24 protein-coding genes and 1 tRNA gene are annotated in these 24,141 nt (G+C 70.0%); 16 read left to right on the top strand and 9 right to left on the bottom strand.

Translation table 11 applies throughout. The features are described 5' to 3' along the window. The first annotated feature begins 19 nt into the window (after positions 1–19). Positions 20–859, top strand: coding sequence for a 16S rRNA (adenine(1518)-N(6)/adenine(1519)-N(6))-dimethyltransferase RsmA (gene rsmA, locus FHS07_RS12365; protein ID WP_183420215.1), 840 nt, complete (start codon positions 20–22; stop codon positions 857–859). 283 nt (positions 860–1,142) lie between these two features. Beyond that, the gene (locus FHS07_RS12360) at positions 1,143–2,078 is read left to right on the top strand and encodes a phosphodiesterase (RefSeq protein ID WP_183420214.1); all 936 of its coding nucleotides are present in this window, start codon (positions 1,143–1,145) and stop codon (positions 2,076–2,078) included. On the opposite strand, the gene FHS07_RS12355 is transcribed toward FHS07_RS12360, so the two are convergent. Beyond that, the gene (locus tag FHS07_RS12355) at positions 2,029–3,609 is read right to left on the bottom strand and encodes a stealth family protein (protein WP_183420213.1); all 1,581 of its coding nucleotides are present in this window, start codon (positions 3,607–3,609) and stop codon (positions 2,029–2,031) included. The two genes, FHS07_RS12360 and FHS07_RS12355, sit on opposite strands and share 50 nt — an antisense overlap. Positions 3,610–3,849: 240 nt before the next feature. Between FHS07_RS12355 and FHS07_RS12350 the strand changes: the two genes are divergently transcribed. From FHS07_RS12350 to FHS07_RS12320, 7 genes are all read left to right on the top strand, one after another. Continuing rightward, on the top strand, positions 3,850–4,782 hold the full coding sequence (locus tag FHS07_RS12350) for a 4-(cytidine 5'-diphospho)-2-C-methyl-D-erythritol kinase (RefSeq protein WP_183420212.1): 933 nt from the start codon (positions 3,850–3,852) through the stop codon (positions 4,780–4,782). Between the two features lie 266 nt (positions 4,783–5,048). Beyond that, positions 5,049–5,351: a DUF427 domain-containing protein gene (locus tag FHS07_RS12345; RefSeq protein ID WP_183420211.1), complete on the top strand. Its 303-nt coding sequence runs from the start codon at positions 5,049–5,051 to the stop codon at positions 5,349–5,351. A gap of 14 nt (positions 5,352–5,365) precedes the next feature. Continuing rightward, entirely contained in the window at positions 5,366–6,190 is an 825-nt protein-coding gene (locus FHS07_RS12340; RefSeq protein ID WP_183420210.1) for an ABC transporter ATP-binding protein, read from the top strand. Then, positions 6,187–6,930 carry an ABC transporter permease subunit gene (locus FHS07_RS12335; RefSeq protein ID WP_183420209.1) on the top strand — a complete coding sequence of 248 codons (744 nt, stop codon included), beginning with the start codon at positions 6,187–6,189 and terminating at the stop codon, positions 6,928–6,930. The genes FHS07_RS12340 and FHS07_RS12335 overlap by 4 nt, the downstream gene beginning before the upstream one ends. Next, positions 6,927–7,709 (top strand): ABC transporter permease subunit, encoded by a 783-nt coding sequence (locus FHS07_RS12330; protein WP_183420208.1) that lies wholly within the window; start codon positions 6,927–6,929, stop codon positions 7,707–7,709. Before FHS07_RS12335 ends, FHS07_RS12330 begins: the two co-directional genes overlap by 4 nt. Next, a complete protein-coding gene (locus FHS07_RS12325) occupies positions 7,706–8,641 on the top strand; it encodes an ABC transporter substrate-binding protein (protein WP_183420207.1) in 936 nt (311 codons plus the stop codon). Before FHS07_RS12330 ends, FHS07_RS12325 begins: the two co-directional genes overlap by 4 nt. A gap of 266 nt (positions 8,642–8,907) precedes the next feature. Beyond that, positions 8,908–10,701: an ABC-F family ATP-binding cassette domain-containing protein gene (locus FHS07_RS12320; RefSeq protein WP_183420206.1), complete on the top strand. Its 1,794-nt coding sequence runs from the start codon at positions 8,908–8,910 to the stop codon at positions 10,699–10,701. Positions 10,702–10,832: 131 nt separating this feature from the next. Here the strand turns inward: FHS07_RS12320 and FHS07_RS12315 are convergent, their stop codons facing one another. Beyond that, positions 10,833–11,345, bottom strand: coding sequence for a hypothetical protein (locus FHS07_RS12315; RefSeq protein WP_183420205.1), 513 nt, complete (start codon positions 11,343–11,345; stop codon positions 10,833–10,835). Then, positions 11,342–11,839, bottom strand: a complete 498-nt coding sequence (locus FHS07_RS12310) for a MarR family transcriptional regulator (protein ID WP_183420204.1) — start codon at positions 11,837–11,839, stop codon at positions 11,342–11,344. Before FHS07_RS12310 ends, FHS07_RS12315 begins: the two co-directional genes overlap by 4 nt. Before the next feature lie 84 nt (positions 11,840–11,923). Here FHS07_RS12310 and FHS07_RS12305 point away from each other — a divergent pair. From FHS07_RS12305 to FHS07_RS12275, 7 genes are all read left to right on the top strand, one after another. Continuing rightward, positions 11,924–11,995, top strand: a tRNA-Gln gene (locus tag FHS07_RS12305). A 1-nt stretch (position 11,996) separates the two neighbouring features. Continuing rightward, complete coding sequence (gene glmU / locus FHS07_RS12300; RefSeq protein ID WP_183420203.1) at positions 11,997–13,445, top strand: bifunctional UDP-N-acetylglucosamine diphosphorylase/glucosamine-1-phosphate N-acetyltransferase GlmU; 1,449 nt, start codon at positions 11,997–11,999, stop codon at positions 13,443–13,445. Then, positions 13,435–14,469: a ribose-phosphate diphosphokinase gene (locus tag FHS07_RS12295; protein ID WP_183420202.1), complete on the top strand. Its 1,035-nt coding sequence runs from the start codon at positions 13,435–13,437 to the stop codon at positions 14,467–14,469. Before glmU ends, FHS07_RS12295 begins: the two co-directional genes overlap by 11 nt. A gap of 298 nt (positions 14,470–14,767) precedes the next feature. Next, a complete protein-coding gene (locus FHS07_RS12290) occupies positions 14,768–15,268 on the top strand; it encodes an FMN-binding protein (RefSeq protein ID WP_183420201.1) in 501 nt (166 codons plus the stop codon). Between the two features lie 5 nt (positions 15,269–15,273). After that, positions 15,274–16,152, top strand: coding sequence for an FAD:protein FMN transferase (locus FHS07_RS12285; RefSeq protein ID WP_183420200.1), 879 nt, complete (start codon positions 15,274–15,276; stop codon positions 16,150–16,152). Continuing rightward, positions 16,149–17,702 carry an FAD-dependent oxidoreductase gene (locus tag FHS07_RS12280; RefSeq protein WP_183420199.1) on the top strand — a complete coding sequence of 518 codons (1,554 nt, stop codon included), beginning with the start codon at positions 16,149–16,151 and terminating at the stop codon, positions 17,700–17,702. Before FHS07_RS12285 ends, FHS07_RS12280 begins: the two co-directional genes overlap by 4 nt. Positions 17,703–17,746: 44 nt before the next feature. Then, complete coding sequence (locus FHS07_RS12275) at positions 17,747–18,346, top strand: hypothetical protein (protein WP_183420198.1); 600 nt, start codon at positions 17,747–17,749, stop codon at positions 18,344–18,346. 21 nt (positions 18,347–18,367) lie between these two features. Here FHS07_RS12275 and FHS07_RS12270 read toward each other — a convergent pair whose 3' ends face one another. From FHS07_RS12270 to gndA, 6 genes are all read right to left on the bottom strand, one after another. Further along, on the bottom strand, positions 18,368–18,745 hold the full coding sequence (locus tag FHS07_RS12270; protein WP_183420197.1) for a VOC family protein: 378 nt from the start codon (positions 18,743–18,745) through the stop codon (positions 18,368–18,370). Positions 18,746–18,776: 31 nt separating this feature from the next. Further along, positions 18,777–19,589: a hypothetical protein gene (locus tag FHS07_RS12265; RefSeq protein ID WP_183420196.1), complete on the bottom strand. Its 813-nt coding sequence runs from the start codon at positions 19,587–19,589 to the stop codon at positions 18,777–18,779. A 153-nt stretch (positions 19,590–19,742) separates the two neighbouring features. After that, a complete protein-coding gene (locus FHS07_RS12260; protein ID WP_183420195.1) occupies positions 19,743–21,221 on the bottom strand; it encodes a sensor histidine kinase in 1,479 nt (492 codons plus the stop codon). A gap of 56 nt (positions 21,222–21,277) precedes the next feature. Then, a complete protein-coding gene (locus FHS07_RS12255; protein ID WP_183420194.1) occupies positions 21,278–22,012 on the bottom strand; it encodes a response regulator transcription factor in 735 nt (244 codons plus the stop codon). A 4-nt stretch (positions 22,013–22,016) separates the two neighbouring features. After that, on the bottom strand, positions 22,017–22,442 hold the full coding sequence (locus FHS07_RS12250) for a VanZ family protein (RefSeq protein ID WP_281369421.1): 426 nt from the start codon (positions 22,440–22,442) through the stop codon (positions 22,017–22,019). Between the two features lie 50 nt (positions 22,443–22,492). Further along, positions 22,493–24,088 (bottom strand): NADP-dependent phosphogluconate dehydrogenase, encoded by a 1,596-nt coding sequence (gndA, locus tag FHS07_RS12245; RefSeq protein ID WP_183420192.1) that lies wholly within the window; start codon positions 24,086–24,088, stop codon positions 22,493–22,495. Positions 24,089–24,141 lie beyond the last annotated feature (53 nt).

Raw genomic sequence — 24,141 nt, 5'->3', positions numbered from 1 at the left:
CCCTGACTACAGTGGAACAATGCCCGTTTCCCTGCTCGGTGCCGCCGAGATCCGTCGGCTCGCCGCCGACCTCGACGTCACCCCGACCAAGAAGCTCGGGCAGAATTTCGTCGTCGACGCCAACACGGTGCGCAAGATCGTGCACGCCGCGCGCGTCACGGCATCCGATCGTGTCGTCGAGATCGGGCCGGGACTCGGCTCGCTCACCCTGGCCATCCTCGAGACCGGCGCCTCGGTCGTCGCCGTCGAGATCGACCACCGCCTGGCGGAGCGTCTGCCCGTGACCGCGGCGGCGCATGACGTGCCCGCCGAGCGCCTCACGGTGATCGACGCCGACGCCCTGCGCGTCGACGATCTGCCGGGCGAGCCGAGCGTGCTGGTGGCCAACCTGCCGTACAACGTCTCGGTGCCCGTGCTGCTGCACTTCCTCGAGACCTTCCCCTACCTGCAGCGCGGTGTCGTCATGGTGCAGGCAGAGGTGGGGGAGCGGCTCGCCGCCCCGCCCGGCTCGAAGATCTACGGGGCCCCGAGCGTCAAAGCCGCGTGGTACGGCTCGTGGCGTCTGGCGGGCACGGTATCGCGGCAGGTGTTCTGGCCGGTCCCGAACGTCGACAGCGTGCTGGTCGGCTTCGATCGGGATGCCGAGCCCCGCGGCACCGAGGAGCACCGTCGCCGCACGTTCCAGATCGTGGATGCCGCGTTCCAGCAGCGCCGCAAGATGCTGCGGCAGGCCCTCGCGGGCGTGCTGGGCGGCACGTCGGCCCAGGCGTCGGCGACGCTTGAGCAGGCGGGCGTCGACCCGACGCTGCGCGGTGAGCAGTTGACGGTCGACGACTACGCCCGCATCGCCGCCCTCTGACGCGCCGCCCGGCGCCAAGGCTCGATTCGTTCTCCTCGCACCGGCGGGGCGTCGGGCGACATGCCGTGCGGCACCGAGTCTTTCGCGGCGTGCGGGGTCTGGCATCCACCGTCGTATCCCGGATGCCGCGCGCGGGGCGGAAAGGGCGACGGGCACAGCCGCGTCAAAGTGAATTCCCGACGTGTTCATCACGCGTTCGCGAAACATGTCTGTAACATTTCGAGGCACCGGGAGCATCACGCCGGTGACGAGGCCGCACCCGACGGCCCGAGAGGAACTCGAGATGCGCTACTCCGAATACCCCCGTGCCGAACGCGTGCTGCTGCACCTGAGCGACACCCACCTGCGTGCCGGCGGCACACCGCTGTACGACAGCGTCGACTCCGAGGCCTACCTCGCCCGCGCGGTGGCGGCCATCGACGAGTCGGGCATCCGACCGCACGCCCTGGTGTTCACGGGCGACCTGGCCGATTTCGGAGAGGCCGACGCGTACGATCGCGTGCGCGCGCTGGTCGAGCCGCTCGCCGAGCGGCTCGGGACCCGCGTCGTCTGGGTCATGGGCAACCACGACGACCGCACCGCCTTCCGCGCGAGCCTGCTTCCCGGCGACGGCGCCGAGCCGACCGCGCCGGTCGACCGCGTCGACGAGTTCGACGGCCTTCGCATCGTCACCCTCGACACCTCGGTGCCGGGCGCTCACCACGGCGAGGTCAGCGCCGAGCAGCTGACCTGGCTCGCCGACGTGCTCGCCACCCCCGCTCCTCTCGGTACGATCCTCGCGATGCACCACCCGCCGGTGCCGAGCGTCCTCGATCTGGCCGCCTCTGTCGAACTGCGCGACCAGCGCAGTCTCGCCGCCGTTCTGCGCGGCAGCGACGTCCGCGCGATCCTCGCCGGTCACCTGCACTACTCGACGTTCGCGACGTTCGCCGGCATTCCCGTGTCGGTGGCATCCGCCACCTGCTACACGCAGGACCTCATGGTCCCGGTGGGTGGAACACGCCCGCAGGACGCGGCTCAGGGCTTCAACATCGTCCACGTCTACGACGAGACCGTCGTGCACTCGGTCGTCCCCCTCGGAGCAGCCGAGGCGTTGCAGTACGTGGATGCCGCCGAGTCGCAGCGGCGCCTGCGCGAAGCCGGGCTCATGGTCCCGGCCACGCGCGAGCTCAGTGGACCGGTGTCGCCGCCGACGACGCCGCTGCCGATCCTGCGCTGACCGCCGGCTTCTCCCAGGGGGCCGCGACCGGGAAGTACCGTTCGAGGCACGCTCGAAGCGCCGGAACGCGGACTTCTTCCGGGATCTCCGGCACGCTGCCGTCGTTGAGGCAGAACATGTCGGTGTCGCGCCGTGTGACGAGTCGCTCCATCGTGCGCAGTGAGTCGAGCTGGGTGGTCTGCACGTAGCGGGTCCGGGGCTCGGTCGTCACGATCGCGCGGCCGGTCGCCAACGCGTAGTAGTGGTACAGGCTGTTCGTGACCGAGATGTCGGTCGCCGAACGGAAGCGGCTCGCGGCGGTGCGGGCGTAGTCGTCGGCGAACTCCTGCTCCAGCTCGGCCGCGACCGAGCGGCGCAACGGGGTCGCGCAGTGTTCGAGGTCGAGCGTGATGACCCGTCCGAAGCGTTCTTTGAGCAGTGCGCGGTTCACGCGCAGGCCGTTGTCGTGTCCCGACCGGTCGACGTGAGAGGGACCGCTGCCGATGCGCACCCCGCTCTCGACGAACCGGCTCACGCCCCCGCCGCTGAAGAACAGCTCGGGGGTCACGGGGCGCCCGAAGAACATGTCGTCGTTGCTGTACAGGAAGTGCTCGGCCAGGCCCGGGATGCGGTGCAGCTGGGCCTCGACCGCGTGGGAGTTGTGCGTGGGGAGCACCGAGGGATCGGCGAAGAACTCCTCGCTGCGCACGATCGTCACCTTGGGGTGATCGGCGAGCCATTCCGGCGTGGGGGAGTCGGTGGCGATGAAGATGCGCCGCACCCAGGGGGCGTACATGTGCACGCTGCGGAGCGCATAACGCAGCTCGTCGACCTGGCGGTATCGGGCGGCGTTGTCGTCGCCGTCGCCGACGACGTACCCCTTCATCCGGGCGGCGCGCTGCCGCTGGAACTCGCTGGACGACCCGTCGACCCACGAGAAGACCATGTCGACATCGGCGGTGAACTCGTTCGGGTGCGGATCGAACATGCCCGAGATCGTCGCCCACCGGCGCCCGTAGCGCTCCACCTCGACGAGGTCGAGATCGGCCGCCGCGAAGCGGCGGCGGCTCAAGGCGCTCGGACGGGGCGCTTCGATGGTCTTCTCGCCGAAGCGCCAGAGCTCGAGGCGGGGGGCGAGCGACGCGCCGTAGCGGTACGAGCCCTCCGTCGAGGTACGCGGGCGGAAGACGGCGTACGCCTGTACGGATCCGGCGGAGGGGTGCACGCTGTGCGCGGGCACGGGGTCCTCGCCGCGGGCCTTCATGTAGACCGGGCCGAGTTCGGGGTCGCGCAGTGCCTCGATCGCGGCCTCGGCGTCGGCGGTGTCGACGACGAGCTTGGGGCGACGGTTCGCGTCGCGCACCAGCAGGACGCGGACGCCCGCGCCCTCGATCGCGGCGGCGGCGATCAGCAGGTCTTCCCGTTCGGCGATCGCCGGGGTCGCGGTGTCGTCGACCATATGCAGGATGCCGTCGTGCATCCGGATGTCCGAGCGGGACAGCAGCGCGCGCCAGGGATCGGCGTCGATCGACAGGGGGACCATCGGGCGCATGCTGCCTCCTCGGGGGTAGGGGACGGTATCCGGTCACCGTACGGTTCCGGGGTTTCGGAGACGTTTCGGCAGCGGCGGCGAACGTCGGGGAGCGGAGCGCTACTGTCGAAGAGTGACTCAGATCGCTCGCTCCGGACCGGACCTGCCCGTACCGACTGGGGAGCGGCGGGAGGCGTCGGACCGAAGCATCAGTCTCGCACACGCGGGCAGCGGCGGGCGAGCGGGGGCAGGAGAACGGCGATGACGACGCACACCCCCGCATCCGTGCGCGTACGCGCGCCCGGCAAGATCAACGTCTTCCTCGAGGTCGGCGACGTGCAGGACGACGGCTATCACGAGCTGGCGACCGCGTTCCAGGCGGTGTCCCTCTACGAAGAGATGACCGCGACGCCCGCCGACGACATCTCGCTCGAGGTGTCGTCGCGCGGCCCCGTCGACATCGACGGTGTCCCCACCGACGACCGCAACCTCGCCATCCGTGCGGCCCGGTTGCTGGCGCAGACCGCGGGAGTGGACCGCGGCGCTCACCTGTTGATCCGCAAGGCCGTGCCGGTGGCCGGCGGAATGGGCGGTGGGTCCGCGGACGCGGCCGCCGCGCTGGTCGCGTGCGACGCGCTGTGGGGGCTGGGGATGCCGATGAGCGAGCTCTCCCGAATGGCCGCGCGCCTCGGCGCCGACGTGCCGTTCGCGTTGATGGGGGGCACGGCGGTGGGCACCGGTCGCGGCGACGAGCTGAGTCCGGCCCTGGCTCGCGGCCGGTTCGACTGGGTACTCGTGCCCAACGACGTCGGCATGTCGACGCCGGTCGTCTACGGCGAGCTCGACGCGCACCGTGAGCGCCACGCGGTCGACATCGGCCCCGCCCCGCGTGTGCCCGCCGTCGACCCCGACGTGCTGCACGCGCTCCGGCAGGGCGACGCGAAGATGCTCGCGGCGACTCTGCGCAACGACCTGCAGGCCGCGGCGCTGCACCTGCGTCCGGATCTGGCGCGCGTGCTCGAACGCGGTGAGAGCTCGGGGGCCCTCGCCGGCCTCGTCTCGGGTTCGGGTCCCACACTCGCCTTCCTCGCCACGGACGAGGCGTCCGCGATCGACCTGCAGGTGACGCTCAGCGCCGCCGGCCTCGTCGCGCTGCACGTGCACGGTCCCGTCCCCGGGGCCCGCGTCGTCTGACGCCGACGGTCTGGCACCTTCGACGGTCTCGGAGATCTCTCTCGATGCGGAGGTGGCTGAGTCGGCCGATGCCCCCGGGAGCGACGACGCACCCCGCCGACGCGGGGGTGGCTGAGCCTCCGGGCGGGGGAAACCGCCGCACCATAACCCAGGTGGACATACGGGGCAATGTTCAGATGGTGCGATCGGTAGCTCGCTACCCTCGTCCGAGGTGGTCCGCCGCCGCTGGGTGCCGTGCCCGCGGGGCGCCACGAAGGGGGTATCCCATGAAGGCAGTGCTCGACGGCGTCGTGATCGCCGAAGCCGACCGTGACGACCTGGCCTCGATCGAGGGCAATTGGTACTTCCCGCCGCAGGCCGTCCGCGACGGTGCACTGCAGCAGAGCCCCACGCCGTACACCTGCCCCTGGAAGGGTGCCGCGCAGTACTGGAACATCTCGCTCGACGGTGCCGAGCTCACCGACGGCGCGTGGTCATACCCCGACCTCCGCCCGGGCGCGGTCGATCGCGTCGGCAAGGACTTCGCCGGCTACGTCGCCTTCGACCGCAAGGTCGTGGTCTCCGACTGAGGTCGGTCGAACCCATGATCGAATTCTCGGCCGTCTCAAAGGTCTTCCCCGACGGCACCCGCGCCGTCGACGATTTCCACCTGGTGATCCCCTCGCGCAAGACGACGGTGTTCGTCGGGTCCTCCGGATGCGGGAAGACCACTCTGCTGCGGATGATCAACCGCATGGTTGAGCCGTCGTCGGGCTCGATCGAGATCGACGGCGACGACATCGGCAGCAAGCCCGCGGTGCAGCTGCGACGGAGCGTCGGCTACGTCATGCAGAATTCGGGACTGCTTCCCCACTTCACCGTCGCCGACAACATCGCCACCGTGCCGGTGCTGCAGGGCCAGAACCGCAAGGCCGCGCGGACGCGCGCCCTCGAGCTGATGAAGACCGTCGGGCTCGACGCCGCGATGGCCGACCGCTACCCCAGCCAACTCTCGGGCGGGCAGCAGCAGCGCGTGGGCGTCGCGCGCGGCCTGGCCGCCGATCCCAACATCCTGTTGATGGACGAGCCGTTCGGCGCCGTCGACCCGATCGTCCGCGATGAACTCCAGCAAGAGCTCATCCGCCTGCAGAGCGACATCGGCAAGACCATCGTCTTCGTCACGCACGACATCGACGAAGCTTTCCTGCTGGGCGACCAGGTCGTCATCCTCGAAAAGGGTGCCAAGATCGCCCAGGTCGGCACCCCGAGCGAGATCGTCGAGAACCCGGCATCCGACTTCGTGGCGAGCTTCATCGGCGCAGTGAAGGGCAAGCGCGCGCTGCACCTCAAGCAGACGCCGACCGGGACGGTCGTGGTGGATGCCGAAGGGCGCACGCAGGGTGCCCTGAGAGACGAGCCGCTGTCGTGACCTGGCTGTGGGGAAACTTCCCCCTCGTGCTGGATCTCACGCTCAACCACATCCGGTTGAGCATCATCCCCATCGTGCTCGGGTTCGTGATCGCCGTGCCGCTGGGACGTCTGACCCTGACCAGCCGCTTCGCTCGCGGCACGATCATCACTTCGATGAGCCTGCTGTACACGATTCCTTCGCTGCCACTGTTCGTGATCCTGCCCGCCATCATCGGCACGCGCGTCCTGAGCGATACGAACCTCATCGTCGCCCTCACGATCTACGCCGTCGCCATCATGGTGCGCGCGACCTCCGACGCGTTCTTCTCGGTCTCGGCCGACACCAAACAGGCTGCCACGGCGATGGGCTTCTCCGCTTGGCGCCGGTTCTGGCGCGTGGAGTTCCCGCTCGCGGGACCCGTCATGCTCGCGGGACTCCGCGTGGTGTCGGTGTCGACGATCGCCCTGGTCTCGGTCGGCGTGCTCATCGGATCCGAGAACCTCGGCTACCTCTTCACCAACGGCAAGCAGCGCAACAACCTCGAAGAAGTGGGCGTGGGCATCATCGCCACGCTCCTCATCGCCCTCCTGTTCGATCTCATCCTGGTCGCCCTCGGACGTATCCTCATGCCGTGGGTCCGGGTCGACCGGGGCGCGCGCCGACGCGCCAAGCGCGACGTCGCCCTCACCCACCTCGCATCGGGGGGCACCGCGCCCATCGAAGCGGGCAGCAACGTCTTCCCGGGGGGCCGCGGGTGAACCTCTTCCTCGACGCGATCGCGTGGATCCTCTCGCCTCAGAACTGGCAGCCGGGGGGAGTCTCGCCGCTGCCCATTCAGGACCGCATCTTCGAGCACCTGCTGTACACGGCCCTCGCGGTCGTGATCGCCGCGCTCATCGCGCTGCCGTTGGGGTTCTACATCGGGCACACCGGAAAGGGCCGTCAGTTCGTCATCGGGTTCACCGGCGCCATGCGCGCCCTGCCCACCCTCGGCGTGCTGTTCTTCCTCACCATGGTGCTCGGTTCGGTCGTGACGGGGTCGTCCGGCATCTTCTGGGGCACGATCGTCGCCCTCGTCATCCTCGCGATCCCCTCGATCCTCGCGGGGGCGTACGCGGGTCTCGAGTCTGTCTCGCGGCCCGTCATCGACGCCGCGCGGGCGGTCGGCATGACCGAGATGCAGATCCTGACGCGGGTCGAGATCCCCCTCGCCCTCCCGCTGATCATCGGCGGGCTCCGCGCCGGCACCCTGCAGGTGATCGCCACCGCGGTGATCGCCTCCTATGCCGGACTCGGCGGTTTCGGCCGCATCATCAGCAGCGGAATCGGTCTCAACGACTACGACCGCATCCTGGGCGGCGCCATCCTCGTGACGGTCTTCGCCCTCGTCGTCGACGCGCTGTTCGCGCTCGTCCAACGCTTCACCCGCGTCCCCGGAGCCGGCACCGGCCGCGCAGGTAACAAAGTCCGGCGAGGGGCGTCCCGTCCCGAGTCGGTGGTGGAAACACCAACCCACGAGAGGAATGTCACAGCATGAGCATTTTCAGTAAAGGCCGGGTCGCCGCGGGCGTCATCGCGGTCGGGGCCGTCGTGGCCCTGGCAGGGTGTTCGCAGGCGGATCCCACCGCTCCCGACACCGGTAATGCCGGTGGCGGAGACTCCAGCCAGATCACCGTCGGGTCGTTCGCGTTCCCCGAGAGCGAGATCCTCGGCGAGATCTACGCCCAGGCACTCGAGGCCAGGGGCTTCGACGTCCAGACCAAGTTCAACATCGGCCCCCGTCAGCAGACGATCCCGGCCCTGCAGGACGGCTCGATCAACCTGATCCCGGAGTACAACGGCAACCTGCTGGCGTACTACGACACCGAGTTCACCCAGCGCACGACCGAAGACGTCGACGCGGCGCTCACCGACGCGGTGGCGGCGGACGACCTCGTCGTGTACTCGTCGGCCGAGGCCGAAGACAAGGACGCCTACGTCGTCACCCAGGCGTACGCGGAGGCGAACGGCCTGACCTCCATCGCCGACCTGGCGAAGGTGCAGCCGTTCAGCCTCGGCGCCAACCCGCAGTTCGCGGAGCTGGGTTACGGCATCCCGGGTCTGGCGTCGGTGTACGGCGTCAGCGACGTGACCTTCGTTCCCTACGAGGACTTCGGCGGTCCCGACACCGTGCGCGCGCTCGTCGACAACACGGTGCAGGTGGCCGACATCTACACGACCTCGCCCGCGCTCGTGGCCGAGAACCTTCTCGTGCTCGAAGACCCCGAGAACCTCATCGCGGCCCAGAACGTGCTCCCGCTGCTCAGCGCGTCCATCGACACGCCGGAGCTGAAGGAGGCGCTCGACGCCGTCTCGGCCAAGCTGACCACCGACGACCTGATCGCCCTGCGCGACCGCGTCGAGGGCAGCGAGCAGGCATCGGCGTCCACCGCCGCCGCCGACTGGCTGAAGGAGGCGGGCCTGGTCTGACCAGCCCGTCCCTACGCGGGGTCGTCCGGTTCACCGGGCGGCCCCGCGTCGTTTTCGCCGGGCGGGTCGTCCCGCGCGCCGGACAGCCCCGCCGTGTCATCGGCCGGGCGCCGGGTCCACGGCATCCGTGACGCTGTTCCCGATGGCCGAGCGTGTCCGGCGTCGAGCCGTTCGATCGGCGTGGTGTCGTTCGACGCAGAGATCACGGATGCCACGGCGGGATGCCGCGCGACGTCGTCCCGGGCACCGCGTAGCCTGGGACGGATATGGCACATCTGCTCGGGGGCGAAGCCCTGCACCTGGAATACCCGACCAAGGTCGTCTTCGATTCCGTCTCGCTCGGCGTCAACGAGGGCGACCGCATCGGCATCGTCGGTCGCAACGGCGACGGCAAGTCGAGTCTGCTCGGCATGCTCGCCGGTATCCGCGACCCCGACGGCGGTCGCGTCACGGTGCGCGGCGGGGTGACGGTGGGCGTCCTCGACCAGCAGGACACCCTCGACGACGACGACACCATCGGCCACGCGGTCGTCGGTGACCGGCCCGAGCACGAGTGGGCCGGCGACGCGCGCACGCGCGACGTGATCTCGGGCCTTCTCGGCGATCTGCCCTGGGACGCGCGCCTCGGCGACCTCTCCGGGGGCCAGCGCCGCCGGGTCGCGCTGGCGAAGCTGCTCTCGGGCGACGAGGACGTGCTGTTCCTCGACGAGCCCACCAACCACCTCGACGTCGAGGCCATCACGTGGCTCGCCGCGCATCTCAAGAAGAGATGGGCGCCCAGCGCCGGCGGTCTGCTCGTCGTGACCCACGACCGGTGGTTCCTCGACGAGATCTGCACCGCCACCTGGGAGGTGCACGACCGTACCGTCGACCCCTTCGAGGGGGGCTACGCCGCGTACATCCTCCAGCGCGTCGAGCGCGACCGTCAGGCGGCATCCATCGAGCAGCGTCGTCAGAACCTCGCGCGCAAAGAGCTGGCGTGGCTGCGCCGGGGCGCTCCGGCACGGACGTCGAAGCCGAAGTTCCGCATCGACGCGGCGAACGAGCTCATCGCCGACGTGCCCGAGATCCGCGACAAGGTCGCCCTGCAGTCCCTCGCCGTCGCGCGCCTGGGCAAGGACGTCGTCGATCTGCTCGATGCCGGCGTGACGTACGGCGACCACACTGTGCTCAAGGACATCGAATGGCGCATCGCGCCAGGCGAGCGCACCGGCATCCTGGGCGTCAACGGCGCGGGCAAGTCGACGCTGCTGAACCTGGTCACCGGCTCGCTCGAGCCCACGAGCGGACGCGTGAAGCGCGGCAAGACCGTCAAGGTCGCCACGCTCACCCAGCGCCTCGACGAGCTCGAGCAGCACATGGACGACCCCGTGCGCGTGGTGATCGCGAGCCTTCGCACCACCTACGCCTTCGGTGCCGGATCGAAGTCGCAGGAGCTCACCCCCGGTCAGCTGCTGGAGCGTCTCGGCTTCTCGAGCGCCCAGCTCTCGACGCCCGTGAAAGATCTCTCGGGAGGTCAGAAGCGGCGCCTGCAGCTCCTGCTCGTCATCCTCGACCAGCCGAACGTGCTCATCCTCGACGAGCCGACCAACGACCTCGACACCGACATGCTCGCCGCGATGGAAGACCTGCTGGACTCGTGGTCCGGCACGCTCATCGTCGTCTCGCACGACCGCTACTTCCTCGAGCGCGTCACCGACCAGCAGTACGCGATCCTCGATGCGCGGCTCCGCCACCTTCCGGGGGGCGTCGACGAATACCTGCGCCTGCGGGCGCTCCAGGATGCCGAGCCCTCCCGGCCCGCGGCATCCGGAGGCTCTCCCGCGAGTCCCGGCCTGCAGGGCGCGGAACTGCGCGCGGCGCAGAAGGAGGCGTCGGCGACCGAGCGGCGCATCGAGAAGCTGCAGCAGCAGATCGACAGGGCCAAGGCCGCGCTCGTCGAGCACGACCAGGGCGACTACGTGGGCCTCGGCAAAGAGATGCAGCGGATCGCGGCGCTCGAAGCCGAGCGCGACGGGCTCGAGATGCAGTGGTTCGAGCTCACCGAGGCGATCGGCTGAGGAGATTCCGGGAGCGGAGGACCGGGCGCACGGCATCCGTCCTCCGCTGCCGGCACGTCCCCCGGCGCGTCCTCGGTCGCCGCTCCACAGTGCCGTAGCGGTCTCCCCAGACGGGGGCGTGCGACCGGGGCTCAGTGGACGGCGTACTCCAGGATGACGATGAACAGCCCGAGGCACGCGGTCGCGAAGGCGCCGAGGAGACGCATCACCAGGTTCGCCTTGCGCCGCGCGTACGCGAAGTAACCGAGGATGCCGAGCACCACGAACGTCGACCACCCGCACAGTTCGGACGCGTCCTCGACCGACATGCCCGCCGCGTCGGCGAACACCAGCACGAGCACGGAGGGCACCGACGCGTACAGCATGCCGGCGCCGTGACGGATGGCGTCGGCGGTCGCGTGTCGTAGTCCGTGCTCCGCATGCTGGGTGAGGGTGTGGGCGAACACGTGGGCGATGAAGAACACCACGAGCGAACTCGACGCGCTCAGGAGCACCTCGCCGACCGACTCGGCATGGTCGTCGGCGATCGTGACGAACGCCGCGAAGACGATCAATCCGTAGATCGCGGCGGGGGAGCGGAAGCGCACATCGAACCACGCCCGCACGCGCGCCCAGCCCGACGGCGACTCCACCGCGGCGCTCACGCGTCGAACCCCAGACTGAGCTTGCGCAGCAGCGTCGCCAGCCGTTCGCGGTCACCGCGCGAGAGGGTCTCGAGCAGCAGGGCCTCGGCATCGACGAGGCGGGTGATGGCGGCATCCACGCGCACGCGGCCGTCGTCGGTCAAAGTCACCAGGATGCTCCGTCCGTCACCCGGGTCGGCTTCGCGGCGCACGAACCGGCGGGCGACGAGCCGGTCGATGCGGTTGGTCATGGTGCCGCTGGAGACGAGGGTCTGCTGCAGCAGCTGCTTCGGGCTCAGCTGGTAGGGCTCTCCGGCCCGCCGGAGCGCCGACAGCACATCCCACTCCCACGACTCGATGTCGCTGCGGCGGAACGCTTCTTTGCGGGCGATGTCGAGGTGCCGTGACAGCCGCGCGACACGCGAGAGCACCTCGAGCGGGGAGAAATCGAGGTCGGGGCGCTGGCGCACCCACGCATCGACGATGCGGTCGACCTCGTCGCTGTCCCGGTTCACGGTCTCATTATGGCGGCCCGGGTGTCGCGACGCGGATGCGGAGGCGCGCCGTCTGGCAGACTTGACCGGTGCCCGCGGGCACGGTCCGCCGTGGTGTAACGGCAGCACGACAGCCTTTGGAGCTGTTAGGTCCAGGTTCGAATCCTGGCGGCGGAGCATGACTTCCACGACCGAGCTCGCCGTCGTCGTCCTCGCTGCGGGTCAAGGCACCCGCATGCGGTCGCGCGTCCCCAAAGTGCTGCACCCGGTGGGCGGAAGGCCCTTGGTCGGCCACGTGCTCGACACCGCGGCATCCCTCGATCCGGCACGCATCGTCGTGGTCGTGCGGCACGAGCGCGAGCTCGTCGCCGAGACCGTGGCCGAGCTCGCCCCCGGAGTCATCGTCGTCGACCAGGACGAGGTTCCCGGAACGGGCAGAGCGGTCGAGGCCGCCCTCGGTGCGCTCGAGGGTTTCGAGGGCGACGTGCTCGTGCTCAGCGCCGACGTGCCGCTGCTCGAGACCGGCACGCTCACCGAACTGCTGGCGACGCACCGCACGGGCGGAACGGCCGTGACGCTGCTGAGCGCGCGGGTCGATGAGCCGTTCGGGTACGGCCGCATCCTGCGCGACGACGCCGACGGCGTCCGCCGCATCGTCGAGCAGAAAGACGCGACGGCCGACGAGGCCGCCGTCACCGAGATCAACGTCGGCGTCTACGTCTTCCGATCGGCGCCGCTGCGCGCACAGCTCGCGCTCGTGGGCACGGACAACGCGCAGGGCGAGAAGTACCTCACCGACGTGATCGGCCTGCTGCGTGACGCGCAGCTCGGGGTGGCGGCATCCGTCACCTCCGATGCGTCCGCCGCCCTGGGCGTGAACGACCGTGTGCAGCTCTCCGAGGCCGGCCGCACGCTCAACGCGCGCACGGTCCGCCGGTGGCAGCTCGAGGGCGTCACCGTGGTCGACCCGGCCACCACCTGGATCGACACGACCGCGACGCTCGCGCCCGATGTGACGATCCTGCCCAACACCCACGTACGCGGCGCGACCGTGATCGGTTCGGGCTCCACGATCGGACCCGACACGAGCCTCGTCGACTGCGAGGTGGGCGAGGATGCCACGATCACCCGCTCCGACGCCACGCTCGCGGTCGTCGACTCCGGCGCCACCGTCGGACCCTTCGCTTACCTCCGGGCCAACGCCCGCGTGGGCGTCCGGGGCAAGGTCGGCACCTTCGTCGAGATCAAGAACTCCTCGATCGGCGAAGGCAGCAAGGTGCCCCACCTGTCGTACATCGGCGACACCGACATCGGGCGCGGCGTCAACCTGGGCGCCGGCGCCATCACGGCCAACTACGACGACATCGCCAAGCACCGCACGGTCATCGGCGACGAGGTGCACAGCGGTTCGCACAACGTCTTCGTCGCGCCGGTTACGATTGGGGACGGCGCCAAGACGGGTGCCGGTGCGGTCATCCGAAAGGACGTTCCGGCCGGTGCTCTGGCGCTGAGCGTGGCACCCCAGCGCAACATCGAGGGGTGGGTCGAGAAGAACCGACCGGGCACTGCTGCAGCCGACGTGGCCGCGCGGGCTCGGGCTGAACAGGAAGCGGCCGATGGCTCGTAAGAAGAATCGTGTAGATCTCGACCGCGACAACGGCATCGCCCCCGGGCTCGTCGCCAAGACCAAGAAGCGTCTCGTCGTCGCTTCGGGGCGTTCGCACCCCGAGGTCGCGGCCCAGGTCGCGCATCACCTCGGTACCGAGCTGGCGCCCACCGAGCACCGCACCTTCGCCTCGGGTGAGATCTACACCCGTTTCGAGGTGTCCATCCGCGGCTGCGACGTGTTCGTCATCCAGTCGTTCGGCCCGCCGGTCAACGAGTGGCTGATGGAACTGCTGATCATGCTCGACGCTCTCAAGCGCGCCTCGGCCAAGCGCATCACCGTCGTCGCCCCGTACTACCCGTACTCACGGCAGGACAAGAAGGGCCGCGGTCGCGAGCCCATCAGCGCCCGCCTCGTCGCCGACCTGCTCAAGACCGCCGGCGCCGACCGCATCATGAGCGTCGACCTGCACGCCGCTCAGATCCAGGGCTTCTTCGACGGCCCCGTCGACCACCTGTTCGCCAAGCCCGTGCTGCTCGAGCACTTCGAGCAGATGCTCACCGGCGAAGACCGCGAGACCCTGACGGTCGTCTCGCCCGACATGGGTCGCGTGCGCGTCGCCGACACCTGGTCCGACAGCCTGGGGGCGCCGCTGGCGATCATCCACAAGCGACGCGATCCGAAGGTCGCGAACCAGGTCTCGGTGCACGAGATCGTCGGTGACGTGAAGGGGCGCACCTGCCTCCTCGTCGACGACATGATCGACACCGGCGGCACGATCCAGAAGGCCGCCCAGGCACTGAAGGCCAGCGGCGCGCGCAAGGTCATCGTCGCCGCGACCCACGCGATCTTCAGCGACCCGGCCACCGAACGGCTTCAGGATGCCGCGATCGACGAGGTCGTCGTCACCGACACCGTTCCGCTGCCCGCCGAGCGCCGCTTCGACCGACTGACGGTGCTGCCGATCGCCCCGCTGCTGGCCCGCGCGATCCACGAGGTCTTCGAGGACGGCTCGGTCACGAGCATGTTCGGCGGCGACGCGTAGGCGTTCCGCCCGCTCTGCGCATGTCCGAGGACGTCGCCGCGCACAACCTCGGTGATCCGCTCGCGGTCGGTGCGATTCGGCTCGAATCGCCGACGGTGTGTTCGTTTCGGAGGTTGTGAGCGGCATTCGTCCTCGGGCCCCGTGCGAGCTCCGGCGAGGTGGCCGTCGAACTCGCACGCCGCCGGCGGACGCCCGTGGCTCACAGCTCGCTCAAATGTGTGAACCGGGCCGGCGTCAAGGTCGTGTCCCTACCGTGAGCACGAACGCACGAGCTCGGCACGACCGAAGGAGGACCCTCATGATCCGCACCACAGCCGTACCCCGTCCCGTCCGCATCGGCACCGCACTGCTGGGAGTCGCCGGCATCGTCACCCTGGCCGGCTGCGCCGGCGGCACGACCAGCGATGCAGCCGCCCCCGCGCCGGCCGAGACGACCGCCGCCCCCGCGGCCACCTCTGCGCCCAGCGCGAGCGCCGCCACGGGCGGCACCGCGACGTCGGGCACCTACGCCGACGGCACCTATGAGGCGACCGGTCAGTACGCCACCCCCGAGAGCGTCGAGACCGTCGATGTCACCCTCACCCTCGCCGGCGACACCATCACCGAGGTCAAGGTGTCGGGCGACCCGCAGGCGGCGGAGTCCCGGCGCTACCAGAGCGAGTTCATCGGCGGCATCGCCGACGAAGTCGTCGGCAAGAAGCTCGACGAGATCTCGGTGAGCAAGGTCGCCGGTTCGTCGCTGACCAGCGGCGGCTTCAACAACGCCGTCGAGACCATCAAGACCGAGGCCAAGGCCTGACGATCATGACCCCTCCGACCGCGACGGGCTCGACCTGGGCCTTCGACGCGATCGGCACGTCGTGGGCGATCGACACGGCCGAGCCGCTGTCGTCGATCGCCCGCGACGAGGTCACGGCACGCGTCGAGCGCTTCGACCGGGAGTGGTCGCGGTTCCGCGACGACTCGACGGTGTCGGCGCTCGCGCAGGGCCGCGCGGCATCCGTCCCCGCACCGCCGGACGCGGATGCCATGCTCGCCCTCTACGACGAACTCGACGCCGCGACCGCGGGGGCCGTGAATCCGCTGGTCGGCGACGCTCTGGCCCGCCTGGGCTACGACGCGCGGCTGACACTCACGCCGTCGGGTGCTCCTCAGCCGGCCCTGTCGTGGCGCCACGCGCTCGCGTGGGGCGACGGCCGTCTGAGCGTCTCGACGCCGTCGACGATCGACGTCGGAGCTGTGGGCAAGGGCCGCCTCGTCGACCTCGTGCTCGACGTCGTGGGCGCGCACGCCGACGGCGACGTCGTGGTCGACGCCTCGGGCGACCTCGCTGCACGCGGCGCTCCGGTGCGCGTCGCGCTGGAACACCCCTACGACCCCACCCTCGCCATCGGCGTGGTCACGGTGACCGACGGTGCGCTCTGCGCATCGGCCATCAACCGCCGCGCATGGGGCGATGGTCTGCATCACGTCCTCGACGCTCGCACCGGTGCGCCCGTGCGGGCGTTCGCCGCCACCTGGGCGCTGGCCGAGACGGCGATGCGGGCCGACGCCCTCGCCACGGCCCTGTTCTTCGACGGCGGGCCCGAGCTCGCGGCATCCTGGAACGCGCACTGGGTGCGCATGCGCACCGACGGCCGCGTGGAGTGGTCGCCCGGATTCCCTGGAGAGGTCTTCTCATGAGCACCACGCTCACCGCGGGCTCGACCCGCCTGCTCGGCCTGATCGGCCGGGTCTCGATGTACCGCCTGGTGCTGTCGTCGCTCGGCCTGCTCGCGCTGATCGCCCTCGTGCTGTCCTTCGCCGGTCTCGTCGTTCCCGCCCCGCTCGAGCTCGTCGTCAGCGCGGTGGTGCTCGCCCTCGCGTGCGCCGCCACCGACTTCGTCGCCCAGAGCGTGCTCCGGATGCCGCGACGGCTGGAGTCCTCGCTCATCACGGCTCTGATCCTGCTGTTCGTGCTGCGCCCGTCGATCGAGCCGCTGGGGCTGGCGGGTCTCGCGCTGGCGGGAGTCGTGGCATCCGCGTCGAAGTACCTGCTCGTCTGGCGCGGGCGACACATCTTCAACCCCGCCGCGACCGGCGCGAGCGTGCTGACCATCGTGAGCATCTGGGCGCCCGACCTGGGCTCCTCGGCCTGGTGGGTGGGCTCGCCCTGGCTCGCCGCCCCCGTGCTCGTGCTCGGTGTCCTGCTCCTGCTGCGCACCGACAAACTGCCGATCGTGGTGGTGTTCTGGGCCGTGGCGATGGTCGTGGCGTTCGCGCGCACGACGGTGCAGTTCCAGGCCGCGGGTTTCCCCGTCGACGTGCCCGCCGTGCTGGTGCAGGTGGCGTTCTCGTCGCCCTTCCTCTTCCTCGGCGCCTTCATGTTGTCCGAGCCCCTCACCCTGCCCCCGCGCCGCACGCAGCAGTACCTCGTCGCGATCGTCGTCGGCGTCCTCGCCGGCTGGCCGGTGCCCGTGGGAGACATCACGCTCGGTCAGGAGCGGGCTCTGCTGATCGGCAACCTGCTCGCGTTCCTGCTGTGCCTGCGGGCGGCCGTGCGCCTGCGGGTCGAGCGGCGTCGTGAGCTGACGCCGACCGTCCGCGAGCTGACGTTCCACGCCGCCCGGCCGTTCTCGTTCTCTCCGGGGCAGTACCTCGAGCTCGACGTACCGCATCGGCGCCCCGACGCCCGCGGCACCCGTCGGGAGTTCTCGATCGCGTCGGCGCCGGAGGACCTTCCCGAGGTGCGGATCGCGTTCAAGGACGGATCGCAGTCGTCGTACAAGAAGGCCCTGGCCGCCGTCGAGTCGGGGTCGACGCTCGCCGTCACCGGTGTGTGGGGCGACTTCGTGCTACCGTCGCGCCCGACGGCGCCCGTGCTGCTGGTGGCCGCCGGTATCGGGGTGACACCCTTCGTCTCGCAACTGCGTCACCTCGTCGCCACCGGCCAGGACCGTGACGTCGTGCTGGTCTACGTGGTGTCGGAGGCGGCGGAGCTCGCCTTCCGCGGCGATATCGCCGCCAGCCGCATCCCCGTCGTCGTGTATTCGCGCGACGAGCCTCACGACCTGCCCGCCGGTTGGGTGTGGGCGGGACCCGACCGCGTGGATGCCGAGGGGCTGGTGCGCGCAGTGCCTGACATCGCGCAGCGCGCGGCGTACGTCTCGGGGCCGCCGCGACTGATCGCGGCCCTCGCACCTGCCCTGGGAAAGGCGAAGTCGCTCACGACCGATGCGTTCGCGGGGTACTGAATCCGCCCGTGGCGGTCGGGGGAGCCGATCGGCAGAGTAGAGCAATGGACTTCTTCCCCGCTGACGCTCCCGGTGACGATGAGAATCCGTTCGACCAGGTCGACGAGCGTACGCCGTCATTCGAGCCGCCGCGCGACGAGCTTCCCGCGCTGTTCGCCGTGTCCGAGGTCATCGGGCGGGGTGACGACGTCGTCGTCGCGTTGACCGGCGTGCGGGTCTACTCGGACGGCGTGGAACTGCTGGTGGACCGGCATCTGCGGCGGGGCGGCCGCGACCCCCGGGAGTGGCAGTTGGCGCAGATGGACTTCTCCGGTCACTGGGGCTCGGCGATGAACGGCAGAGACCGGCTGAGGTGGGGGCTCGTCCTCGGCGACGGGGAACGCCTGTTCACCGATGGGCGCTTCGGAATCCCCGGGGCGGAGACGCCCGAGGGGCACACCGTGCGCGTGACGGGCGGCGGCGGGTCCGGAGGTGCCGAGAGCTCCACGATGCACGACGGCCTGTGGCTCTGGCCGCTCCCGCCCGAGGGCCCCCTCGAGCTCGTCCTGCAGTGGCCCGCCTTCGGCATCGGTGAGTCACGGGTCATCGTCGACGGCGGACAGCTTCGGGCATTGGCCGCGTCGGTGGAGCCGCTCTGGGGCTGAGCTCTTCCGCCGTGGAGCCGGTCAGGACACGCGCGGCCCCCGGAGCGACGGCAGCTCCCAGGTGTTGCCGTCCGGGTCGCTGAACGACGCGTAGGCCACTCCGTCCAGGTCGCGGATTGCGCCGATGTCGACCCCGCGCGCCCGGAGGCCTCGGCGAACGGCCGCGATGTCGTCGACGACGAGATGGATACCGTGGACGGGGCCGGCATCCGGCCGGGTCATGCCCGTGCCGAAGGCGGTGGAGCACGCGGACCCGGGTGGAGTGACCTCGACGATCCGCATGCCGTTGCCGGGCTCCACGTCGTGGTCGAGGGGGAAATCGAGGGCATCGACGGAGAACCCCTTGCTGCGGCTCACGTCGGAGACCGGGAGGGGAATGAGTTCGAGCTTCATGTCCATGCGGGGCCGTGTCCGTGCCGAGATGCGCTCGTCAGGACAGGAGGGACATCCAGAGCTGCCACGCCGCATAACCGTTCATCATGACCCCGATGAGCGCAACGACCGCACCCGCGATTCCGACCCGGAACGGGCCCTGAAGGTGCGCTGCGCGTTCGCCGGAGCCCGTCCTGATCGGCTGCTTCTCCGCCCTCACGATGGCGTGGTACACGGAAGTGCGATACCTCATCAGCGCCAGTCCGCTGACGAGGACCGCCATCCCCAGGATCAGGGTGGGCAGAGTGGGTGTGGGTGCCTTCTGCGCAGAAGTCGACCATACTGCCGCGCCCGACCCCGCCGATTCTCCCCGTGCGTCGCCGGGGGCGGGTGATGCGGTGGCGACGACGGGGGTGGGGGATGCGGTGGGGAGAGCGGGGGTGGGCGAAGCGGGTGGGATCTCCGTGCGGTCCTCCGACGGTTGGACCCCCTGAGGTGCGGGGGCGGAGTCACGGGGCACCTGGCCGTCCGTCCCGCGAGAGGTCGTCGTCGCGTCCCCCGAGCGGAAGTATTCGACGACGGTGCCGCTGGGGCGGGTCGACTCGAAGGTCGCGGTGCCCACGGGCGCCGGGGGAGCGACGGTCGGCACCTCGGTCGGCACCGGTTCCGTCGGAGCGGGGTCGAAGGTCCCCTCGGGTACCGACGGTTCGATGGAAGGCTCCGGACCCGCGGGCAATGCCGGCTGGTCGATGACCTCGGCGGTCGGGTCCGGTGAAGAAATCACCTCGGCGTGCGCCGAAACTCCGATCGAGATGACCACCGCGATCATTGCGACCGCGAAAGCCCCGCAATCGCGTGCACGAATCAGCACACAAACCTCCGAATGCTCCCCCTCGACTCCCTCGAGAAAGGCCTGGATTCCCAGGTAGTGCCCAGCCTATCGAAAGGGGCATTTCCTTTGAGCAATCTGGTGCGGTAGCAATGCGCCGTCCGTTCCGTCCGTTTGCGGCGAGGAGGCCTCGCCTCAGGCCGGGTCGGCGGGCCTGGCGGGGAGGCGTACCTCGAAAGTCGTGTCCCCAGGGGTGCTTCGCACGGCGATCGTGCCGCGGTGGGCCTCGACGATGGCGCGGGCGATGGACAGACCCAGGCCCGTGCCGCCGGTCTTGCGATCGCGCGAGCGGTCCGCGCGCGCGAACCGTTCGAAGAGCTGCGAGGCGACCGAGGGGTCGATGCCGGGACCGTCGTCGTGCACGCGCAGGACCGCTTCGTCGCCCTCGTGCACGACGGAGACGGCGATCTCACTGCCCGCGGGGGTGTGGGTCCGGGCGTTGGCGAGAAGGTTGGCGACGACCTGGTGCAGGCGCGAGGCATCACCGGCGAGCTCGACGGGTTCGTCGGGCACGTCGAGCGTCCACGTGTGGTCGAGGCCGGCCGGACGGGCGTCGCCCACGGCCTCCACCGCGAGGCGGGTCAGGTCGACCGAGCCGTACACCAGCTCCTGGCCCTCGTCGAGGCGGGCCAGCAGCAGCAGGTCTTCGACCAAGCGGGTCATGCGCACCGACTGCGCCTGAATGCGCTCGAGCGACTGCTCCGTGGTCTCCACGGCGAGGGCGATGCGCTGGCGGCTCTCGTCGTCCTGCGCCTGCCGCATGGCCCGCAGCGACAGTTCGCTGAACCCGCGGATGGATGCCAGGGGCGTGCGCAGCTCGTGACTGGCATCCGCCACGAAACGACGCATCATCTCTTCGTTTCGCTGTCGCGCGCCGAGTGAGGCGTCCACGCGGTCCAGGAGGGTGTTCAGAGCGGCGCCCACCTGGCCGATCTCGGTGTGCTCATCGACCTGGTCTGCGGGCACGCGCTCGGTGATCGACACGTCGCCCTCCTCCATGCGCATCGACGCGACGCGCGTGGCGGTCTCGGCGACGGCGCGGAGGGGCCGCAGGCCGAGGCGGATGACGATGGCGATGATGACGGCGAGCAGCAGCAGACCGCCGGCGGTGACGAGGGCGACGGTGGTGAGGATCGCACCGATGGTGCCGGTGACGCTCGACAGTGGGAGGCCGACGAGGAACGCTCCGCCTCCGGGTGCGGCGTAGGTCCGCACGGTGTACTCGCCGAGATTGGGGAGATTGACCGTCTGGGCGGTGATCTCCGTGGACTGCAGCGTCTCGACGATCTGACCGAGGTCGTCGTCCGTCAAGGCGCGCGGGCCGTCATCGTCCACGACGGCTCCGGTGTAACCGGAACGCGAATTCACCACCAGCAGAGTGCCGCCCGGGAAGCGGCTGGACTCCAGCACACTCTCGGCCGTCGACGAGAACGCGGCCCGGGACTGGATCGATGAGGCGGCTTCGTCCACCTGCGCGCCGAGATTGACGTACAGGACCCCACTGAGGATGGCGCTGGTGGAGATGCCGATCATCACCAGGATGAAGGCCACCATGCCGATCACCGCCGTCATCAGACGCGCCTGCAGCGTCCACGGATGGCGGAGCCGCGTCATGACGCCCTCTCGCGAGGCCGGATGCGGCAGCGGGGGAGCGGGCCGGGGCGGAAGGCTCACTGAGGAGCTTTGATCATGTAGCCCACACCGCGCACGGTGTGGATGAGCGGCTCATGCCCCGCGTCGATCTTCTTCCGCAGGTACGAGATGTACAGCTCGACGACGCTGGAGCGTCCGCCGAAGTCGTAGTTCCACACGCGGTCGAGGATCTGCGCCTTCGACACCACGCGCCGCTGGTTGCGCATGAGGAAGCGCAGCAGCTCGAACTCGGTCGCCGTCAGCTCGATCTCTTTGCCGCCGCGGACCACCTCGTGGCTGTCCTCGTTCAGCGACAGGTCTCCCACCCGCAGGATCGGTTCGGAGTCGCGCGTCAGAGCGGTGCCGGCGCGGCGCATGAGCCCGCGGAGCCGGGCGACGACCTCTTCGAGGCTGAACGGCTTGGTGACGTAGTCGTCGCCGCCGGCGGTGAGACCCGCGACGCGGTCGGCCACGGCGTCCTTCGCGGTGAGGAAGAGCACGGGAACGTCGTTGCCCGAGTGGCGCAGGCGCTGCAGCACGGCCATGCCGTCGAGGTCGGGCATCATGATGTCGAGCACCATGGCATCCGGTTCGAAGTCGCGAGCCGACTGCAGGGCGTCGAAGCCGGATCCCGCGGTCTTGACCTCCCAGCCCTCCATGCGCAGCGCCATCGACAGAAGGTCGGTGAGCATCTGCTCGTCATCGACGACGAGCACGCGCAGCGCGCTCCCGTCAGGGCGGGTGAAAGCGGGGGCGGCGGCGGTCGCGGTCATGCACTCATTGTGAGGGGGAATCTATGACCTTTCTATGGCGCGGGCTATGGGCTTCCTGTGAGCGCGCGAGCCATCGGCTGAACACCACTGCCGCACCGATGCCGAGGGCCGCGCCGAGCGTGTTCGCGACGAGGTCGCGCACATCGGCGACCCGGCCGGGGAGCATGAGCAGCTGCCACGTCTCGATCCCGGCGCTCACCACGAGCCCACCGAGGATGCCGTGCCACCAGCGCCCGCCCCATGCGACGACGAGCAGCCCCAGGGGCACGAACATCGCGACGTTGGCGGTGAACTCCACTCCGCTGTAGGTGACCCATTGCATCCCGGGAACCGACTGCAGCACCCGGACCAGGCGGCGGATTGCACTCTCGACCTGCGGGTCGACGATCGTGGGGCGCAGTGTCATCCACCACACGCCCGTGGCGTACAACGCCGAAGCGGCGACGAGCAGTGCCCGTCGCCGCCTCGTGACCAGCCGGGTCAGTGGGTGTCCTCAGCCTCGATCTCGGTGCGGTCGCCCGACCAGAGGGTGTGGAAGGTGCCCTCTTTGTCGACACGACGGTAGGTGTGGGCGCCGAAGAAGTCGCGCTGGCCCTGGATGAGGGCGGCGGGCAGACGTTCGGCGCGCAGACCGTCGTAGTAGGCCAGCGACGAGCTGAACGCGGGGGCGGGGATGCCGGCCGCGGCGGCGAGGGCGACGATGTCGCGCCACGAGTCCTGGGCGCGACCGAGGGCCTCGACGAAGTACGGCGCGGTGAGCAGCACGGGCAGGCTCGGCTCGGCGTCGTAGGCCTCGGCGATACGGTTGAGGAACTGCGCGCGGATGATGCACCCGCCGCGGAAGATCTTCGACACGGCGCCCAGGTCGATCTTCCAGTCGTACTGTGCGGCGCCGGCACGGATCTCGTCGAAGCCCTGCGAGTAGGCGACGATCTTCGAGGCGTACAGCGCCATGCGCACCTGCTCGATGAACGCGTCGGCGTCCTTGCCGGCCAGCACGTCGGTGCCGGACGGGCCGGGGAGCTCGCGCGACACCTCGCGCTGCTCCGGGTGGCTCGACAGTGATCGGGCGAAGGTGGCCTCGGCGATGCCCGAGACGGGAACGCCCAGGTCGAGCGCGGTCTGCACGGTCCACGCGCCGGTGCCCTTCGCGCCGGCCTGGTCGAGGATGACGTCGACGAGGGGCTTGCCCGTCTCGGCATCCACCTGACGCAGCACCTCGGCGGTGATCTCGATCAGGTACGACTCCAGCTCGCCGCGGTTCCACTCCGCAAAAACGTCGGCGATCTCGGCGGGGGTCTTTCCCGTCGCCTGGCGGATCAGGTCGTAGGCCTCGGCGATGAGCTGCATGTCGGCGTACTCGATGCCGTTGTGCACCATCTTCACGAAGTGGCCGGCGCCGTCGTGGCCGACGTGCGTCACGCACGGCTCGCCCTCGGCGATCGCGGCGATCGACTTCAGGATCGGGCCGAGCGTGGCCCACGCCTCGTCGGAGCCGCCGGGCATGATCGAGGGGCCGAGAAGCGCTCCCTCTTCACCGCCCGAGACGCCCATGCCGACGAAGTTGATGCCCGTGTCGCGCACGGCCTTCTCGCGGCGGATCGTGTCGGTGAAGAGGGCATTGCCACCGTCGACGATGATGTCGCCGGGTTCGAACACCTTCACGAGCTCGTCGATGACGAAGTCCGTGGGACGGCCGGCCTTGACCATGATGATCGCGGTGCGCGGCTTCGCCAGCGACGCGGCGAAGTCCTCGTACGAGAAGGAGGCGACGAAGTTCGCCTCGGGGTGCGCCTCGAGCACGTGCTCGGTCTTGTCGGCGCTGCGGTTGAACACCGCGACGGTGTTGCCCTCGCGGCTGGCGAGGTTGCGCGCCAGGTTCGAGCCCATCACGGCCAGACCCACGACGCCGATGTTGGCACGACCGTCGCCCTCACCCTCGGGGCGGGAGCCGGCCTCGGCGGTGGGACGCTCGACGTCTTCGATGTCGGGCGCACCCTCGTGCACCTGTGCGGCTCGGTGAGGGGCCTGGTCCTGGTCGGTCGAGGGTCCGGTCGGGGAGGGGGTCGACGTCATTCGTTTGCTCCGTAAAAGACTGCGAGGAAGGGGTTCGGGCGCACGTGGGGTTG

This window comes from Microbacterium proteolyticum (assembly GCF_014192415.1).
In the GTDB taxonomy this organism is placed as follows: Bacteria; Actinomycetota; Actinomycetes; order Actinomycetales; family Microbacteriaceae; genus Microbacterium; species Microbacterium proteolyticum.
This window is presented reverse-complemented; position numbering and strand designations above follow the sequence as displayed.

Excerpts from the sequence above, each read along its gene's own strand:
- FHS07_RS12350 (WP_183420212.1), top strand. The coding sequence starts at position 3,850 with ATGACGACGCACACCCCCGCATCCGTGCGCGTACGCGCGCCCGGCAAG.
- FHS07_RS12340 (WP_183420210.1), top strand. The coding sequence starts at position 5,366 with ATGATCGAATTCTCGGCCGTCTCAAAGGTCTTCCCCGACGGCACCCGC.
- FHS07_RS12255 (WP_183420194.1), bottom strand. The coding sequence starts at position 22,012 with ATGACCGCGACCGCCGCCGCCCCCGCTTTCACCCGCCCTGACGGGAGC.
- FHS07_RS12360 (WP_183420214.1), top strand. The coding sequence starts at position 1,143 with ATGCGCTACTCCGAATACCCCCGTGCCGAACGCGTGCTGCTGCACCTG.
- FHS07_RS12345 (WP_183420211.1), top strand. The coding sequence starts at position 5,049 with ATGAAGGCAGTGCTCGACGGCGTCGTGATCGCCGAAGCCGACCGTGAC.
- FHS07_RS12325 (WP_183420207.1), top strand. The coding sequence starts at position 7,706 with ATGAGCATTTTCAGTAAAGGCCGGGTCGCCGCGGGCGTCATCGCGGTC.
- FHS07_RS12270 (WP_183420197.1), bottom strand. The coding sequence starts at position 18,745 with ATGGACATGAAGCTCGAACTCATTCCCCTCCCGGTCTCCGACGTGAGC.
- FHS07_RS12260 (WP_183420195.1), bottom strand. The coding sequence starts at position 21,221 with ATGACGCGGCTCCGCCATCCGTGGACGCTGCAGGCGCGTCTGATGACG.
- FHS07_RS12295 (WP_183420202.1), top strand. The coding sequence starts at position 13,435 with ATGGCTCGTAAGAAGAATCGTGTAGATCTCGACCGCGACAACGGCATC.
- gndA (WP_183420192.1), bottom strand. The coding sequence starts at position 24,088 with ATGACGTCGACCCCCTCCCCGACCGGACCCTCGACCGACCAGGACCAG.
- FHS07_RS12280 (WP_183420199.1), top strand. The coding sequence starts at position 16,149 with ATGAGCACCACGCTCACCGCGGGCTCGACCCGCCTGCTCGGCCTGATC.
- glmU (WP_183420203.1), top strand. The coding sequence starts at position 11,997 with ATGACTTCCACGACCGAGCTCGCCGTCGTCGTCCTCGCTGCGGGTCAA.
- FHS07_RS12290 (WP_183420201.1), top strand. The coding sequence starts at position 14,768 with ATGATCCGCACCACAGCCGTACCCCGTCCCGTCCGCATCGGCACCGCA.
- FHS07_RS12320 (WP_183420206.1), top strand. The coding sequence starts at position 8,908 with ATGGCACATCTGCTCGGGGGCGAAGCCCTGCACCTGGAATACCCGACC.
- FHS07_RS12275 (WP_183420198.1), top strand. The coding sequence starts at position 17,747 with ATGGACTTCTTCCCCGCTGACGCTCCCGGTGACGATGAGAATCCGTTC.
- FHS07_RS12285 (WP_183420200.1), top strand. The coding sequence starts at position 15,274 with ATGACCCCTCCGACCGCGACGGGCTCGACCTGGGCCTTCGACGCGATC.
- rsmA (WP_183420215.1), top strand. The coding sequence starts at position 20 with ATGCCCGTTTCCCTGCTCGGTGCCGCCGAGATCCGTCGGCTCGCCGCC.
- FHS07_RS12355 (WP_183420213.1), bottom strand. The coding sequence starts at position 3,609 with ATGCGCCCGATGGTCCCCCTGTCGATCGACGCCGATCCCTGGCGCGCG.